The sequence below is a fragment of the Sphaerisporangium flaviroseum genome (genome assembly GCF_039537005.1).
GTDB classification, from domain to species: Bacteria; Actinomycetota; Actinomycetes; order Streptosporangiales; family Streptosporangiaceae; genus Sphaerisporangium; species Sphaerisporangium flaviroseum.
The window spans coordinates 69,081-83,104 of record NZ_BAAAZR010000006.1 but is presented as its reverse complement, the minus strand read 5'-3'; the positions used below and the strand labels follow the sequence as shown (position 1 = coordinate 83,104).

The window sequence follows — 14,024 nt, the reverse complement described above, 5'->3', positions numbered from 1 at the left end:
GCTAACGCCTGCCGTCCGAGTCGTCGAAAGATCAGCGGAAAGATCCTTGTTTCCAGATCGATGTCACGGAGACCCCGAGATCGGCGAACAGACGCCGGACGAGGGGCAACGAGATGCCGAGCACGTTTCCGTGGTCGCCCTCGATGCCGTCGATGAACCAGCCGCCAAGACCGTCGAGCGTGAAGGCGCCCGCTACGTGCAGGGGCTCACCAGTGCCGACATAGGCCATGATCTCCTCGTCGCTCGGCGTGCCGAAGTGCACCACCGTCGAGCCGACCTCGGCGACCTCGGCCCCCGTCGCGGCGTCGATCACGCAGTGCCCGGTGAGGAGCCTGCCCGTACGGCCGCGCATCGACCGCCAGCGCGCCAATGCCTCCTCGGGCGTGCGAGGTTTGCCGTACGCCTGGCCGTCGAGCTCGAGAACCGAGTCGCAGCCGATCACGAGGCCTTCGGCGAACCCCTTGGCCACAACGGCGGCCTTGGCGCGCGCGAGGACGAGGCACAGCTCCGCGGGCGATTCGGCGGTCACGGCCTCTTCGTCGACACCGCTGACGAAGACCTTGGGGTCGAGACCTGCACTACGCAGGAGCGCGAGCCGGGCGGTGGAGGAGGAGGCGAGGACGATCTCGGTCATGTCTTCCGAGCCTAGGGCAGCCGAGCGACAGTGTGAGCCGATTCCGTGAGCAGACGGGCAGCTAAGCGGTGACGGAACAAGACATCACTCCATCCGACCAACACCACAATCGGCAGAAACAACGCCAGAAGACACACAAACCAAGAAATCAGCCTTAGCCCCATCCAGCCCGCACCACAGAACACGCGAACAAGCCGGTTCTCGGCCCGATGCGGGGCCGCGACCGGAGGAGCGGGGACTGCAAGCCGGGACCGGGAAGCGGGAGGCCAGTACAGCGGAGGCGGGGACCACGGACCGGGACCCTGGGGCCGGGACCGCACGCTGGAGGCCGGGGAGCGGGAGGCTAGTAGAGCGGGGGCGGGTTAGAGGGGGTGTAGGTGGGACATGATGGTGTTGATGTCGGCCCAGCGCTTCTTTTGGGCGTCGGGGATGGTGATGAAGACCAGCCCCGGCTTGGAGGAGGGCACCTCGACCAGCGCGACCGCCGCGGCCGACATGCGCTTCTTGCCGTCGACCTTGTAGTGCACGCGGTACCCGAGCAGCCAGCCGTCGCGCTTGCCTACCTTGATGGGCCGCGAAGCCGTCCAGTTGATCTCGGAGCCGACGGGATGGTAGTTCAGGGTCCAGCGGGCGGCGAGGAAGGCGGTGTCCTTGAGCTTCTCCTGCACCGCGATGGGCACCGGGCAGGACGCCAGTATCGCCCGGTGCCCCGCCCCCTTGGTGGCGGCGAGCATGCGGCGCGTGGCGAACGGCGAGGACCTGACGAGCTTCCACGCCTTGACGAAGCGCGGGAACGTGACGCCGGACCGCTTGTCCCTCACGCGCCCCTTCGTGGGGGTGGAGTCCCCGCGGAAGTCGGCCAGCTTCCGGTTGGGAGGCAGCTTGGGCACGCGCGGGTCCGCCTGGGCGGCGGTGAGCGCGCTTCTGCCTGGCATCGGTGTGGGCACCGGCGAGGCCACGCCCTGCGCGGAGACCGAGGTCGATCCGGACGACGAGGCCGACGGGACGGCGGAGGTGGCGGTCGCGGACGACCCCGGAGTGGCCGAAGGCTCCACGCCGCCAGAGGACTCCGACGTGGCCGAAGGCTCCACGGCGCCAGAGGATTCAGAAGCAGCCGAGGGATCCGACCCGCCGGAAGGCGTCGGAACGACCGCGGGCGCCGAGGAGGCCGCGCCTGGCCCGGCCGGGGCGCCGGTGGTCGCGCCCGGTCCGGCCGGGGCGCCGGTCACCACGGGCCCGGCGGCCGTCGAGGTCCCCTTGCCCCCACCTGTCACGAAGAACACGGTGGCGGCCACCACGACGGCGAGGGAGGCGACGGCGCCGACGACGATGCGGTAGATCACACGCATCGGCAGGTCACCCAGCCGGGAGACCAGTGAGCGTTTGACGGCCGGTGGTGGTGGCGGAGGCTCCTCGATGGTGATCTTCGGCAGCGGCGCGGTGTCCGCCTCCGCCATTACGTACGTTGGGACGGCCTTGGTCCCGTAGTTCCCACCCACCCCATTTGGCACGATGGGAGCGTACGGCAAATCACCCATCCGCGTCTGAGTTCCCGATCACACTTCGGGAACGAGTCCTTTCCTCATGGAGCTTTGCGTACGCTCTGACCTTTGCGTTCGCTCTCCCGTCAATGGCCGCGCGCTACTGGGCGGGGTTACGGAGCGGACCCCAGCCGGCGGGCCGGTGCCCACCCGCACGCAGCCAGGGCGCGTCGGCGACGACCGTGCGCGAGCCCGGCTCGATCTCGGTGAACCCGGCGTCGCGCACGACCGGCAACCCGCTGTCCGCGAGCGCCGCCCACCGATGCGGCCCCGCGGTTCGCACGGCGATCGGCAGCCCTTCGGCGTGCCATGCGGCGCGGGCGGGCTCGTCGGTGCCCCACCAGGCGAGCTGCGCGGCGTGACCGGCCTGGGCCATGGCCTTGCCGGCGGACATCTCCAGTGACGGGTTGAACCACAGCACGGCCGAGCCGGGCGCCGGCGCCTCCGGTGGCGCGGTGTCCGTCAGGTCGGTGCCGGAGACCTGCAGCCGGGACAGCTCCTTCGGCCAGGCGTCGAGCGGGATCGGCGGGTGCACCCGGACCTCGGCCGAACGCACCTGGACCGTGATGCCCGGCAACTCCAGCACGCGACGCCACTCGGTGCCCCTGGCGCGACGCACGACCTTCCTGATGCCGATGGTCTCCCACGCCTGCACGGACTCCGCCCACTCGCCGCTCGCGGCCCGCTCGTCGGTCAGCAAGGTGAGCACCGCGAGCGCCGCCGCCTCCAGGGCGTCGGTGCGCTCAGGCGGGGTGGCACGCTCGATCCGGACGACAAGGGGAAGCACTCTCTGGTCTGGCTGGCTCACGCCCCAAGGATCTCAGGCCCACCGGGGTGCCGGTCCGACCCGTCCGTACCTTGGGACGGAAGCGGGGCTCACAGCGGCACGCCCACACCCGGTAGCCAACAAGAACCGGCCCACGACCACCAGAGCTCACGGCGGCACGCCCGCGAACAAGAACGCCCACGACCGCAAGAGCTCACGGCGGCACACCCGCACCCGGTAGCGAGGAAGGACCGGCCCTCGGTCGCAAGGGTTAGGGCGGCGTGCCAGTGCCGGCGGTCACCACCGGCTGCGGGAGGGGATCGGCCTTGGGCGGCGTGCCACCGCCCTTGGCGACCCGCAGTGACATGATCGCGGCGAAGGCGCAGAGCAGGCCGGCCCCGTACCAGGCCGCGTTGTAGTGGCCGAGGTGGTCGCGGGTCACGCCGGCGGCCACGGCAGCGATCGCCGCGCCGATCTGGTGGGAAGCGAACACCCATCCGAACACCACGGCGCCATCCGGGCCGTAGATGGTGCGGCACAGCGCCACGGTCGGCGGCACGGTGGCCACCCAGTCGAGGCCGTAGAAGATGATGAAGATCAGCATGCTGGGCTCGGTCGTCGCCGCGAACAACATGGGCAGGACCAGCAGGGAGGCGCCACGCAGGGCGTAGTACGAGGCCAGCAGGATCCTCGGGTCGACGCGGTCGCTGAGCCAGCCGGAGAAGATCGTCCCGGCGATGTCGAAGATGCCGATGAGGGCCAGGAGGCCGGCGGCGGTCGTCTGAGGCATCCCGTGGTCGTGCGCGGCCGGGATGAAGTGGGTGCCGACGAGTCCGTTGGTGCTGGCGCCGCAGATGGCGAAGCCACCGGCGAGGAACCAGAACGACCGGGTGCGCGCGGCCGATCTCAGCACGGTCAGCGCCCGCACCGCCGCACTGCCCGAGCGAACCCCCCCGCCCCGCGCCGCCGCACTGCCCGAGCGAACCCCCCCGCCCCGCGCCGCCGCCGTAACACCAGAGCGCACCCCCACGCCCTCGTCACGCACTCCCGAGCGCCCGGTACGCGCCTCCGTCGCCTCGGGACGCGGCTCCGCGCCACCCAAAGGCGCCCCGGAGCCTCCGGCACCCGGTTCCGCCTTTCCCAAGCGAACCGCGCCGTCGACGGCCCCCGTACGGGCAGGCTCGGCGCCGAGGGCGGTCAGGCCGACGTCCTCAGGACGGTCGCGGAGCAGGAGCCAGACCAGCGGTACGACCGCCAGCGCAGCGGCGGCGACCACCGTCGCCGCCACCCGCCATCCCGGCCCTTCGGCGATCAGCGCCAGGACGGGCAGGAAGACGAGCTGGCCCGCCGCTCCCCCGGCGGTCAGCACGCCGGTGACGATGCCCCGGTGCCGTACGAACCACCGGTCGGTGACCGTGGCCACGAAGACCAGTGCCATCGACCCCGTGCCGAGGCCGACCAGCACCCCCCAGCACGCCACCAGCTGCCAGCTCGCGGTCATGAACACCGTGAGCCCGCTGCCGAGCGCCACGAGCAGCAGCGCGCAGGCCACGACACGGCGCATGCCGAGGCGGTCCATCAGGGCCGCCGCGAAGGGAGCGGTGAGGCCGTACAACACGAGGTTGACCGAGACGGCGAGCGAGATCGTCCCCCGGGTCCACCCGAACTCCTCTTCCAGCGGGGTGATCAGGACCCCCGGCGTGGCACGGAACCCGGCGGCTCCCACGATCGCCACGAAGGCCACCCCCGCCACCAGCCAGGCCCTGTGGAGCCGCCGCCTCCGCTTCACGTCAACCATCAGCGTCATGTCCACAATGATGGATTTCGGCCCCAGACCAGACGAGTGGCTTGATAGCCAATATGTGAAAGAATCCAGCCATGGTTCACCGCATCGCCGTCGTCGTGCTGGACGATTTCGCCACCCTCGACCTCGGCATCCCCGGGCAGGTCTTCTGGATCGCCGAGGACGCCGCCGGGCGGCGCCTGTACGAGGTGGTCACCTGCACGCCCGGCGGGCGTCCCGTCCGCGGCTCGGCGGGGTACAGCGTGGTGCCCGACCACGATCTGTCGGTCCTGCGCACGGCGGACACCGTGATCCTGCCCGGGATCCACGGCGGCTCGCCGTTGATCGACGGCACGGTCGACGGGGAACTGCGCGAGGCCCTGCGGGAGGCGGCGGCTCGCTCCCGGCTGATGTCGATCTGCACGGGGGCGTTCGTCCTGGCCGCGGCGGGCCTTCTCGACGGCCGGCCCGCCACGACCCACTGGCGCAACGCCGACCGGTTCCGATCGCTGTTCCCCGGGGTACTGCTCGACCCCGACGTGCTGTTCATCGACGACGGCGACCTGCTCACCAGCGCGGGCGTCGCCGCCGGCATCGACCTGTGCCTCCACGTCATCCGCCGCGACCACGGGAGCGAGGTGGCGAACCGTGTGGCCAGGCGGTGCGTGACCCCGCCCTGGCGCGAGGGCGGGCAGGCGCAGTTCATCGAACGGCCGCTCCCGGAGCCGGGAGGCGCCACCACCGCCCCCACCCGGGCCTGGATGCTGGAGCGGCTGGGAGAGCCGTTGGACCTGGCCACCCAGGCCAAGCACGCGCGCATGAGCGTCCGCACGTTCACCCGGCGGTTCCGGGAGGAGACCGGTCTGAGCCCCGCGCGGTGGCTCATCCGGCAGCGGGTCGAGCATGCCCGGCACCTGCTGGAGACCACCGACCTGCCCGTCGACCAGGTGGCCGTGCGGTCGGGCTTCGGCACGGCCGTCTCCCTGCGGCAGCATCTGCACGCCACGGTCGGGGTGGCGCCCCTGACCTACCGGCACACCTTCAAGCCGTCTGTCCCCATCGGCCAGGGCCACCGCCTCGCCGGGCCTGTCGCGGTCACGCCAGGTGAGTCATGATGGCGGTCGTCGATCGATTGGCAGGTGACAGGCGACCATGTCGTACGCGGACGTCTACACGAAGGGCATCACCGATCCCGACGGCTTCTGGGGCCACGCCGCCAAGGCCGTGACCTGGGACCAGCCCCCCGGCACGGTGCTGGACGCGAAGGGCGCGCCGTTCTACCGGTGGTTCACCGACGGGGTGCTGAACACCTGCCACAACGCCGTCGACCGGCACGTGGCCGACGGGCGCGGCGACCAGGCCGCCCTCATCTACGACAGCCCGGTCACCGGCACGTCCCGCACGTACACCTACGCCGAATTGCTCGCCCAGGTGGCCCGGTTCGCCGGGGTCCTCAAGGGGCTCGGCGTCGGCAAGGGCGACCGGGTCGTCGTCTACATGCCGATGGTGCCGGAGGCGGTCGTCGTCATGCTGGCCTGCGCCCGCCTCGGCGCGGTCCACTCGGTGGTGTTCGGCGGCTTCGCGCCCCGCGAGTTGGCCATCCGCATCGACGACGCCCGGCCCGCGGTGGTCGTGTCCGCCTCCTGCGGCATCGAGCCCGGCAGGATCATCGAGTACAAACCGATGCTGGACAGCGCGCTCGGCATGGCGGAGCACAAGCCGAGCAGATGCGTGATCCTGCAGCGCGAGCAGGCCCCCGCCGCGCTGGTGCCCGGCCGCGACCTCGACTGGGACGAGGCGATGGCCACGGCGGCGCCCGCACCCTGCGTGCCGGTGGCGGCCACCGATCCGCTCTACATCCTCTACACCAGCGGCACCACCGGGAAGCCGAAGGGGGTCGTGCGCGACAACGGCGGGCACGCGGTCGCGCTGCTGTGGAGCATGCGCAACGTCTACGACACCGCGGCCGGCGAGGTGTTCTGGGCCGCCTCCGACGTCGGGTGGGTGGTCGGCCACTCCTACATCGTGTACGGGCCGCTGCTGCTGGGCGCGACGACGGTCCTGTACGAGGGCAAGCCGGTGGGCACGCCGGACGCCGGCGCCTTCTGGCGGGTGGTCTCCGACCACGGGGTGAACGTGCTGTTCACCGCCCCCACGGCGTTCCGGGCCATCAGGAAGGAGGACCCGGCGGCCGCATTCCTCGCCAAACACGATATTTCGTCGCTTAAGACGTTGTTCCTGGCAGGCGAGCGGCTCGACCCGGACACCTACCACTGGGCCACCGAGAAGCTCGGCATCCCCGTGGTGGACCACTGGTGGCAGACCGAGACCGGCTGGCCGATCGCCGCCAACCTGCGCGGCCTCGATCCCATGCCGATCAAACCCGGCTCCCCCACGGTCCCGGTGCCGGGATACGACGTGCACGTGCTCGATCCGAGCGGACGGCGCTGCGCGCCCGGGGAGGAGGGCGCGATCTGCGTGCGGCTGCCGCTTCCCCCGGGCACGCTGCCCACCCTCTGGCAGGACGACGAACGCTACGTCGCCTCCTACCTGTCGGCCTATCCCGGTTTCTACCTCACCGGCGACGGGGGCCATGTCGACGAGGACGGCTACCTGTTCGTCATGGGCCGCACCGACGACGTCATCAACGTGGCCGGGCACCGCCTGTCCACCGGGTCGATGGAGGCCGTGCTGGCCGGCCATCCCGCCGTGGCCGAGTGCGCGGTGATCGGCGTGGCCGACGAGCTGAAGGGCCAGGTGCCGCGTGGGTTCGTGGTGCTCAAGAGCGGTGTGGACGCCGACCCGGGCACGCTGCGTGAGGAGCTCGTACGGCTGGTCCGCGACCAGGTCGGCGCCGTGGCGAGCCTGAAGCGGGTGGACATCGTGCCAGGCCTGCCCAAGACCCGTTCGGGGAAGATCCTGCGCAAGACCATGCGGGGCATCGCCGACGGGGCCGACGAGCAGGTGCCCTCCACGATCGAGGACGCCTCGGTGCTCGATGTCCTGCGGCCGGTGCTGAGGGCCCGGGTCTGATTCGCCCGGGGAGACCGATGCCGCCCGCGAAGGGCGGCATCGGGAGGGAACGCAGGTGTGGAGCTATGGGGATTCGAACCCCAGACCTCCTCCATGCCATGGAGGCGCGCTACCAGCTGCGCCATAGCCCCTGGTGGCACCACGGTCGACGACCACCGCCCGAGGTGCCCCGCCAGTGTATCGGACATCGACCGGCGCGCCGAACCGCCGAAGATCTAGCCGCCGCACACCATCCGGTATAAGGATTCGACTACCTTCAGCATCTAATTAGCTACCAAACGTGTTCGTCTTTGCTAATTTCCGTTCATGAGGAAAGTCACCAGCCGGCCGCTGACGAGCACGTGCTCACGCATCGTCGCCGGACGCGAGCACGCTCTCGTCGGGATCAGCGCGCTCAACGGCTACTTCTCCCAGGCGACCATCACCGAGCTCCTGCGCTGGGCGCTGAAGACCTTCTCCCGGGTCGACGTGCTCCTGCCGGGCAGGGAACTGGAGGACACCCTCAGAGGACGGGGCCACGCGGCGGGCAGGGTGCGGCGCAAGGCGCGGATGGCGATCAACAACACGCGCAACCGGGTCGGCCGCGCGCTCGGGGACCTCGGCGCCGACGCGGGGACGGTCACCGTCTTCAGCTGGTCCGACCTCACCGCCAACCGGCCCTACATGGCCATGCGCGGCATGGTCGAGAGGTTGTACGCGACCGACACGCGCTTCCGGGACGAGTGCCTGCGGGCGGTCGTGCCGGTGATCTGCGGCGACCCCGAGGAGCCCGTGAGCCGCGAGAGGGCCGAGGCAGCGGTGCCGTTCCTGCTCGGCGAGCTACCGCTCGTGGTGGACACCCCGGCGATTCTCGGCACCCGCTCGTCGGTGTTCTGCTATCCCCGGCCGATGCCGCTCGTCACCCGCCTTTACGGGGGTCTTCTGCCCCTCTCACGAGCCCCGGGACAGGGTTTCTTGGTCACGCGCCTATCGCGCGTTGACAGGGACGCTTACTCAGGGTAACGATTAGTCGCCCAAAGTAAACATCACGCGAGGAGCCGAGATGCATCCGAGCCCCCATGAGCTCAACGCCGGATCCGCATTCGACACGAGCGACGTCAATCAGGACGGCTACATCGACAAGGAGGACATGTACCTCGTCGGCCTCCTGCTGGCCGACCGCCTGGGCCTTCCCTCCGACGCCCCGGCCCGCGGCCGTCTCCAGGACGCCTACGCCCAGGTTTGGGAGAACGTCGTCGCGGCGGTGGGCACGGACGACGAAGGCCGCATCAGCCGGCAACGGTACGTCGAGTACGCCGTCTCCCCCAACCTGGACCGGACCGCGTTCATCGTCGGCATCGTCTGGCCCATCACCGACGCCCTGTGGGACGCCCTCGACGCCGACGGCGACCAGAAGCTCAGCATGGAGGAGTACCTCCACCTGTGGTCCGCCTACGACGTGGAGACCTCCGAGGCGCGCGAGGCGTTCATCCTCCTCGACACCGACGGCGACCGGCACCTCGCCAAGGACGAGTTCGCCCAGGCGATGTACGACTTCTACTTCAGCGAGGACCCTCGGAAGGCCGCCATCCCGATCCTCGGCCGATCCTGACGCCGGCCCGCCGTCACTCCCGAGGCACTTCCCCATCACGGCGGGCGGCCACGCCGGCCTGTTCTCTCCTCCCAGCGGGCCGGCCGCTCACTCCAGCGAGCCGGCCGCGCGGATCAGCTCCGCCAGCTCGGTGACCATGGGATCCTCGGTCGCGGTCGCCAGCCGCCTCGCGTGCTCCGCCAGACCGTCGAGGTTCTCCACGAACAGCTCGTTCTCCGCGCGCCTCAGCCGTTCGGCGAAGGCGGCGACCACCGCGTCCACCTGCAGCCTCTGCGGCGACCCCTCCCACAGCGTGCCCGACAGCTCCGCCAGGTCCACCGCGCGGCTCGTCTCGGCCGGCTCACGCGTGTCGGGGTCCTGCCATCGCACCGTCGCCATGGCGACCTGTCCAGAGGTCCCCGGGCGCAGCCGCACGGCGTAGAGCGCGGTGACCGCGTGCCCGGGGCCCACCTCGCCGCCGTCCTTGGCGTCGTCGCGGAAGTCCTCCTGCGCGAGCCTCCGGTTCTCGTACCCCAGCAGCCGGTACGACTCGACGGTGGCCGGGTTGAACACGACCTGGGCCTTGGCGTCGCGCGCCCGCACGTCGAGGCTGGCCGGCAGCCGCTCCACGAAGATCTTGCGTGCCTCCTCAGGAGAGCTGACGTAGACCGCGGCGCCGTCCCCGTTGTCGGCGAGCTGCTCCATCAGCGCGTCGCCGTAGTCGCGTCCGACGCCGACGCACAGCAGCGTGATCTGGCGTCCGGCCTGCTCCTCGACCCGGTCGAGGATCCCCTGCCAGGTGGTGTCCCCGGTGTTGGCCAGGCCGTCGGAGAGCAGGATCACCCGGTTGGTGGCGACCGGCCGGAAGGCCCGTGCGGCCTCCTCGTATCCGGTGACGAGTCCCGCTTCGAGGTTGGTGGAGCCTTCCGTGCCGAGCGCGTCGACCGTCGCGTGCAGCTCACGGCGCTCGCTCGCGGGGGTCATGGAGACGCGCAGCCGTGCCTGGTCGCTGAAGGAGACGATCGACACCTGGTCGCCGGGCCCGAGCTGGTCGACCAGCGTGTGCAGGGCGTCGCGTACGAGGTCGAGCCGGCCGGGATCGCCCATCGAGCCGGAGACGTCCACCACGAAGGTGAGGTTGGCCGGCCTGCGGGCGGTGGCCTCGGCAGTCCTGGTCTGCAGCCCGACACGCAACAGGGCGGACCCGTCCGCCGCCCCCCTGGCCCCGTCGAGCTGGACGGTGAAGCCGTCACCCGGAGGCTCCGGGTATCCCTGCTGGAAGGCGTTGACGAACTCCTCCGGCCTGACCTGCGCCGGGTCGGGCAGCCTGCCCTGCTTCAGGGTGCCGCGCGCGTACCCGTAGGAGGCGGTGTCGACGTCCAGGGCGAACGTGGAGATCTTGTCGGCGGGCTCGGTGCCGGCGCTGGGCCGCGGGACGGGCACGGCGGGTGCCGTGCCGCCGCCGGTCATGCCGCTCGGCGCACGCTTCGCGCCGTTTGGATAGGAGGGTTCGTGGGCCTTGGTCGCCTCGTGCGACGTCGAGCCACCGCCGCAGGCGGAGATGAGCAGGACCAGCGCCACCAGCACACAGGCGAGGATTCGGGACTTCATCGGGGACCTCCCTCGGGTCACCCCCTACGACGGTGCCGGGAAGGCTCTGGCCTGAGCCGTCATCCAAGCGACGGCGAACCGTGCCCGGGGCGTGACCAGCATGGGCCGAATACATCGTCCCCCTGGACAAGACCAGGTTTCCCTATGAGATTGGTGGGTTATTAGTCTTCCCTAAGGGGGCACCGTGCTCATCCAACCCGATCCCACGTTCTATCCGTCCGCGAGGGAAGCCATGCAGGCGCCTCCGGAACAGCTCGCGTACGTCGTGCTCCTCGACACCGAGGGCCAGGGCCGGCCCGACGGGCTCGCGACGATCGATCTCGATCCCGGCTCCTCCGGTTACGGCACGGTGGTCGGCGTCCACGACATGCCCGTGCCCGGGGACGAACTGCACCACTTCGGATGGAACGTCTGCAGCGCCGCGCTGTGCCCCTACGCACCGCACCCCCACGTGGAGCGGCGCTACCTGGTCGTCCCGGGGCTACGGTCCTCACGCATCTACATCTTCGACGTCAAGGACGACCCCGCGCGCCCGAAGCTGGTCAAGACCATCGAGCCGGAGACCCTGTTCGAGCGCACCGGATACAGCCGCCCGCACACCGTGCACTGCGGGACGGACGCCATCTACGTCAGCGCGCTCGGGAACGTCGACGGCGACGCTCCGGGCGGCGTGTTCATGCTCGACCACGAGACCTTCGAGCCCCTCGGCCAGTGGGAGGCCGACCGCGGACCGCAGCGGCTGCACTACGACTTCTGGTGGCATCTCGGGCACGACACGATGCTCAGCAGCGAGTGGGGCACGCCGAACATGATCGAGGCGGGTCCCGACCTCGATCTCCTGGTCAACCGCCGGTACGGCCACAAGCTGCACGTCTGGGATCTTCGCAAGCGCACCCACTTGCAGGAGATCGACCTCGGCGACCAGCACCAGATGGCCCTGGAGCTCCGCCCCGCGCACGACCCGACCAAGACCTACGGCTTCGTCAACACCGTGATCAGCGTCGAGGACCTGTCGGCCAACATCTTCACGTGGTACCTGGAGGACGGGGTCTGGAAGGCCAGGAAAACCATCACGATCCCGGCCGAGCCCGCCGACCCCGACAGCCTGCCCGAGCCGCTCAAGCAGTTCGGCGCGGTCCCGCCGCTGGTCAGCGACATCTCGCTGACGCTGGACGACCGGATCCTGCTCGTCTCCGCCTGGGGCACCGGTGAGCTGCTGGCGTACGACGTCTCGGATCCGCTGAACCCCCGGCGGACCGGGTCCGTGCGCATCGGCGGCATCGTGCGGCGCGCGGCGCATCCGCGCACGCCCGGCAGGGCGCTCAACGGCGGTCCGCAGATGGTCGAGGTCAGCAGGGACGGCAAGCGTGTCTACTTCACCAACTCCCTCTACCGCTCATGGGACGAGGTCTTCTATCCGGAAGGCATCTCCGGGTGGATGGCCAAGGTGGACATCGCCGACGACGGCTCGATCGCCCTCGACCCCGGATTCCTGATCGACTTCGCCGGCGACGGGCGCAGGCCCCACCAGGTAAGGCTCCAAGGCGGCGACTCCTCCTCCGACTCGTTCTGCTACCCCTGACCGGCGCCGCCCATGGAACTCACGCAGTGGCTCGTCCTCGCCGGCTTCGGCGCCTTCCACGGCCTGAACCCCGCCATGGGGTGGCTGTTCGCGGTCGCGCTCGGACTGCAGGAGAGGTCACGCCGTGCCGTGCTCAGGGCGCTGCCGCCCATCGTCGCCGGGCACGCCGGGTCGGTGCTCGTCACGCTGGCGCTCGTGGCGGCGGCACGGGTCGCCACACCGCCCAAGGTTGTCTCCTATGGTGTGGCGGCGCTCGTGTGCGGGTTCGGCGTGTGGAAGCTGCTGCGACGGCGCCATCCCCGCTGGGTCGGCATGCGTGTCACCCGATGGCAGCTCGCGGGCTGGTCGTTCCTGATGGCGACGGCTCACGGCGCGGGGCTGATGCTGCTCCCGGTCGCGCTGACCGGGCACGACGACGCCGCGCTCGCTCTGAGCCTGCAGGCGCTGGTCTTCACCGCCGTGCACACGCTGGCGATGCTGACGGTCACGGCGACGCTCGCGGTGGTGGTGTACGAGCGGCTAGGGGTCGCGGTGCTGCGCCGCGCGTGGTTCAACCTCGATCTCGCCTGGGGGGTGGCGCTCATCGGAGCCGGTGCCTTCGCCGCGCTCACCTGAGGGTTTCGCCGCGCTCACCTGAGGGTTTCGCCGCGCTTACCTGAGGGTTCAGCGCGCCAGGTTCAGCAGGCCGCTGTCGACCACGGTGCGGCCGAAGGAACGCGCGATCTCGGCCAGGCGCTCGCACCCCTCCTCCCCCAGCGAGGCGTAGGCCGGCAGCGCGAGCACGTCGGTGCGCTCCTCGATCCGCCGGCGCAGCGCCTCACCCTCGCCCGTGAGGGTCAGCCCCTCGCCGAGCAGGCCGCGGCCCCGCAGGTCGTCCTCGGTGGCGTCCCACTCGGCCGCGCTCCAGCCCCGGCTGATCTTGAGGAAGATCGCCGGCAGCTCTCCGCTCGCGGCGTGCAGGACCAGGGCCTCACGACCGCTGAGCCCTTCCACCGTGAGCGCCGCGATGTGCCCGTCGCCCCGGAACTCGCGCAGCAGGGTCTGCGCGTGCCACAGCACCAGGTGCGGTTCCTCGGGCCAGGGCAGCGTGGTGTGCGCCGCGAAGAGCGGGCGGCCCTCCAGGTGCTCGCGGGCCGCCTCGGCGGCCCGGCGTGCGAGGGTGACGATCTCGGCCAGGTCGGGGTGCTGGTCCAGTCCCGCACGCTTGAGCGCGGCGCCCGCGGCTCGCAGCCGCGCGTCCAGCAGGCGCTCAGGGGTCACGATGTCCCACGCGGCGGGCAGGGCTCGCCGTACGAGATCGGGGCAGAAGTTGAAGAACGTGGCGATCACCACCTCGGCGCTCGCCCGGCCGAAGGCGGCCGCCCGGGAGGCGAAGTAGCCCATCTGCCGGTCGGTGATACCCACGGCGGCGAACTGCTCGACCGTCTCGGGAACGAAGTAGATCATGCCGTGAACGGGTTCCAGCCGGCGCCAGGCCTTCCTGGCGGTGTGCGTGCTTACCACG

The 14,024-nt window shown here is 70.8% G+C and carries 12 protein-coding genes and 1 tRNA gene; 6 read left to right on the top strand and 7 right to left on the bottom strand.

The features are described from left to right. Positions 1-31: 31 nt before the first annotated feature. From ABD810_RS14865 to ABD810_RS14850, 4 genes are all read right to left on the bottom strand, one after another. On the bottom strand, positions 32-634 hold the full coding sequence (locus ABD810_RS14865; RefSeq protein ID WP_344939303.1) for a Maf family protein: 603 nt from the start codon (positions 632-634) through the stop codon (positions 32-34). A gap of 362 nt (positions 635-996) precedes the next feature. Beyond that, entirely contained in the window at positions 997-2,091 is a 1,095-nt protein-coding gene (locus ABD810_RS14860; protein ID WP_344939300.1) for a hypothetical protein, read from the bottom strand. A 184-nt stretch (positions 2,092-2,275) separates the two neighbouring features. Then, the gene (locus ABD810_RS14855) at positions 2,276-2,983 is read right to left on the bottom strand and encodes a peptidyl-tRNA hydrolase (protein WP_344939297.1); all 708 of its coding nucleotides are present in this window, start codon (positions 2,981-2,983) and stop codon (positions 2,276-2,278) included. Between the two features lie 229 nt (positions 2,984-3,212). Then, on the bottom strand, positions 3,213-4,748 hold the full coding sequence (locus tag ABD810_RS14850) for an MFS transporter (RefSeq protein WP_344939294.1): 1,536 nt from the start codon (positions 4,746-4,748) through the stop codon (positions 3,213-3,215). Between the two features lie 71 nt (positions 4,749-4,819). Between ABD810_RS14850 and ABD810_RS14845 the strand changes: the two genes are divergently transcribed. Beyond that, entirely contained in the window at positions 4,820-5,839 is a 1,020-nt protein-coding gene (locus tag ABD810_RS14845) for a GlxA family transcriptional regulator (protein ID WP_344939291.1), read from the top strand. A 37-nt stretch (positions 5,840-5,876) separates the two neighbouring features. Next, the gene (locus ABD810_RS14840) at positions 5,877-7,757 is read left to right on the top strand and encodes a propionyl-CoA synthetase (protein WP_344939287.1); all 1,881 of its coding nucleotides are present in this window, start codon (positions 5,877-5,879) and stop codon (positions 7,755-7,757) included. Between the two features lie 58 nt (positions 7,758-7,815). Here the strand turns inward: ABD810_RS14840 and ABD810_RS14835 are convergent. Next, a tRNA-Ala gene (locus tag ABD810_RS14835) sits at positions 7,816-7,888 on the bottom strand. Between the two features lie 175 nt (positions 7,889-8,063). Between ABD810_RS14835 and ABD810_RS14830 the strand changes: the two genes are divergently transcribed. Both ABD810_RS14830 and ABD810_RS14825 read left to right on the top strand, forming a co-directional pair. After that, a complete protein-coding gene (locus ABD810_RS14830; RefSeq protein ID WP_344939283.1) occupies positions 8,064-8,759 on the top strand; it encodes a tRNA-dependent cyclodipeptide synthase in 696 nt (231 codons plus the stop codon). Between the two features lie 40 nt (positions 8,760-8,799). After that, the gene (locus ABD810_RS14825; RefSeq protein WP_344939280.1) at positions 8,800-9,348 is read left to right on the top strand and encodes an EF-hand domain-containing protein; all 549 of its coding nucleotides are present in this window, start codon (positions 8,800-8,802) and stop codon (positions 9,346-9,348) included. Between the two features lie 87 nt (positions 9,349-9,435). Here ABD810_RS14825 and ABD810_RS14820 read toward each other — a convergent pair whose 3' ends face one another. Further along, positions 9,436-10,938 (bottom strand): vWA domain-containing protein, encoded by a 1,503-nt coding sequence (locus ABD810_RS14820; protein WP_344939277.1) that lies wholly within the window; start codon positions 10,936-10,938, stop codon positions 9,436-9,438. Positions 10,939-11,122: 184 nt separating this feature from the next. Here ABD810_RS14820 and ABD810_RS14815 point away from each other — a divergent pair, with 184 nt between their 5' ends. Further along, positions 11,123-12,520 (top strand): selenium-binding protein SBP56-related protein, encoded by a 1,398-nt coding sequence (locus ABD810_RS14815; RefSeq protein ID WP_344939274.1) that lies wholly within the window; start codon positions 11,123-11,125, stop codon positions 12,518-12,520. A gap of 12 nt (positions 12,521-12,532) precedes the next feature. After that, the gene (locus tag ABD810_RS14810; RefSeq protein WP_344939271.1) at positions 12,533-13,135 is read left to right on the top strand and encodes a hypothetical protein; all 603 of its coding nucleotides are present in this window, start codon (positions 12,533-12,535) and stop codon (positions 13,133-13,135) included. Positions 13,136-13,183: 48 nt separating this feature from the next. Here ABD810_RS14810 and ABD810_RS14805 read toward each other — a convergent pair whose 3' ends face one another. Continuing rightward, positions 13,184-14,023 carry an SCO6745 family protein gene (locus ABD810_RS14805; RefSeq protein ID WP_344939268.1) on the bottom strand — a complete coding sequence of 280 codons (840 nt, stop codon included), beginning with the start codon at positions 14,021-14,023 and terminating at the stop codon, positions 13,184-13,186. Position 14,024 lies beyond the last annotated feature (1 nt).

What these genes read in the sequence shown, in the direction of transcription:
- ABD810_RS14865 (WP_344939303.1), bottom strand. Translation starts at nt 634, where the DNA reads ATGACCGAGATCGTCCTCGCCTCCTCCTCCACCGCCCGGCTCGCGCTC.
- ABD810_RS14860 (WP_344939300.1), bottom strand. Translation starts at nt 2,091, where the DNA reads ATGGCGGAGGCGGACACCGCGCCGCTGCCGAAGATCACCATCGAGGAG.
- ABD810_RS14850 (WP_344939294.1), bottom strand. Translation starts at nt 4,748, where the DNA reads ATGACGCTGATGGTTGACGTGAAGCGGAGGCGGCGGCTCCACAGGGCC.
- ABD810_RS14845 (WP_344939291.1), top strand. Translation starts at nt 4,820, where the DNA reads ATGGTTCACCGCATCGCCGTCGTCGTGCTGGACGATTTCGCCACCCTC.
- ABD810_RS14840 (WP_344939287.1), top strand. Translation starts at nt 5,877, where the DNA reads ATGTCGTACGCGGACGTCTACACGAAGGGCATCACCGATCCCGACGGC.
- ABD810_RS14830 (WP_344939283.1), top strand. Translation starts at nt 8,064, where the DNA reads ATGAGGAAAGTCACCAGCCGGCCGCTGACGAGCACGTGCTCACGCATC.
- ABD810_RS14825 (WP_344939280.1), top strand. Translation starts at nt 8,800, where the DNA reads ATGCATCCGAGCCCCCATGAGCTCAACGCCGGATCCGCATTCGACACG.
- ABD810_RS14820 (WP_344939277.1), bottom strand. Translation starts at nt 10,938, where the DNA reads ATGAAGTCCCGAATCCTCGCCTGTGTGCTGGTGGCGCTGGTCCTGCTC.
- ABD810_RS14810 (WP_344939271.1), top strand. Translation starts at nt 12,533, where the DNA reads ATGGAACTCACGCAGTGGCTCGTCCTCGCCGGCTTCGGCGCCTTCCAC.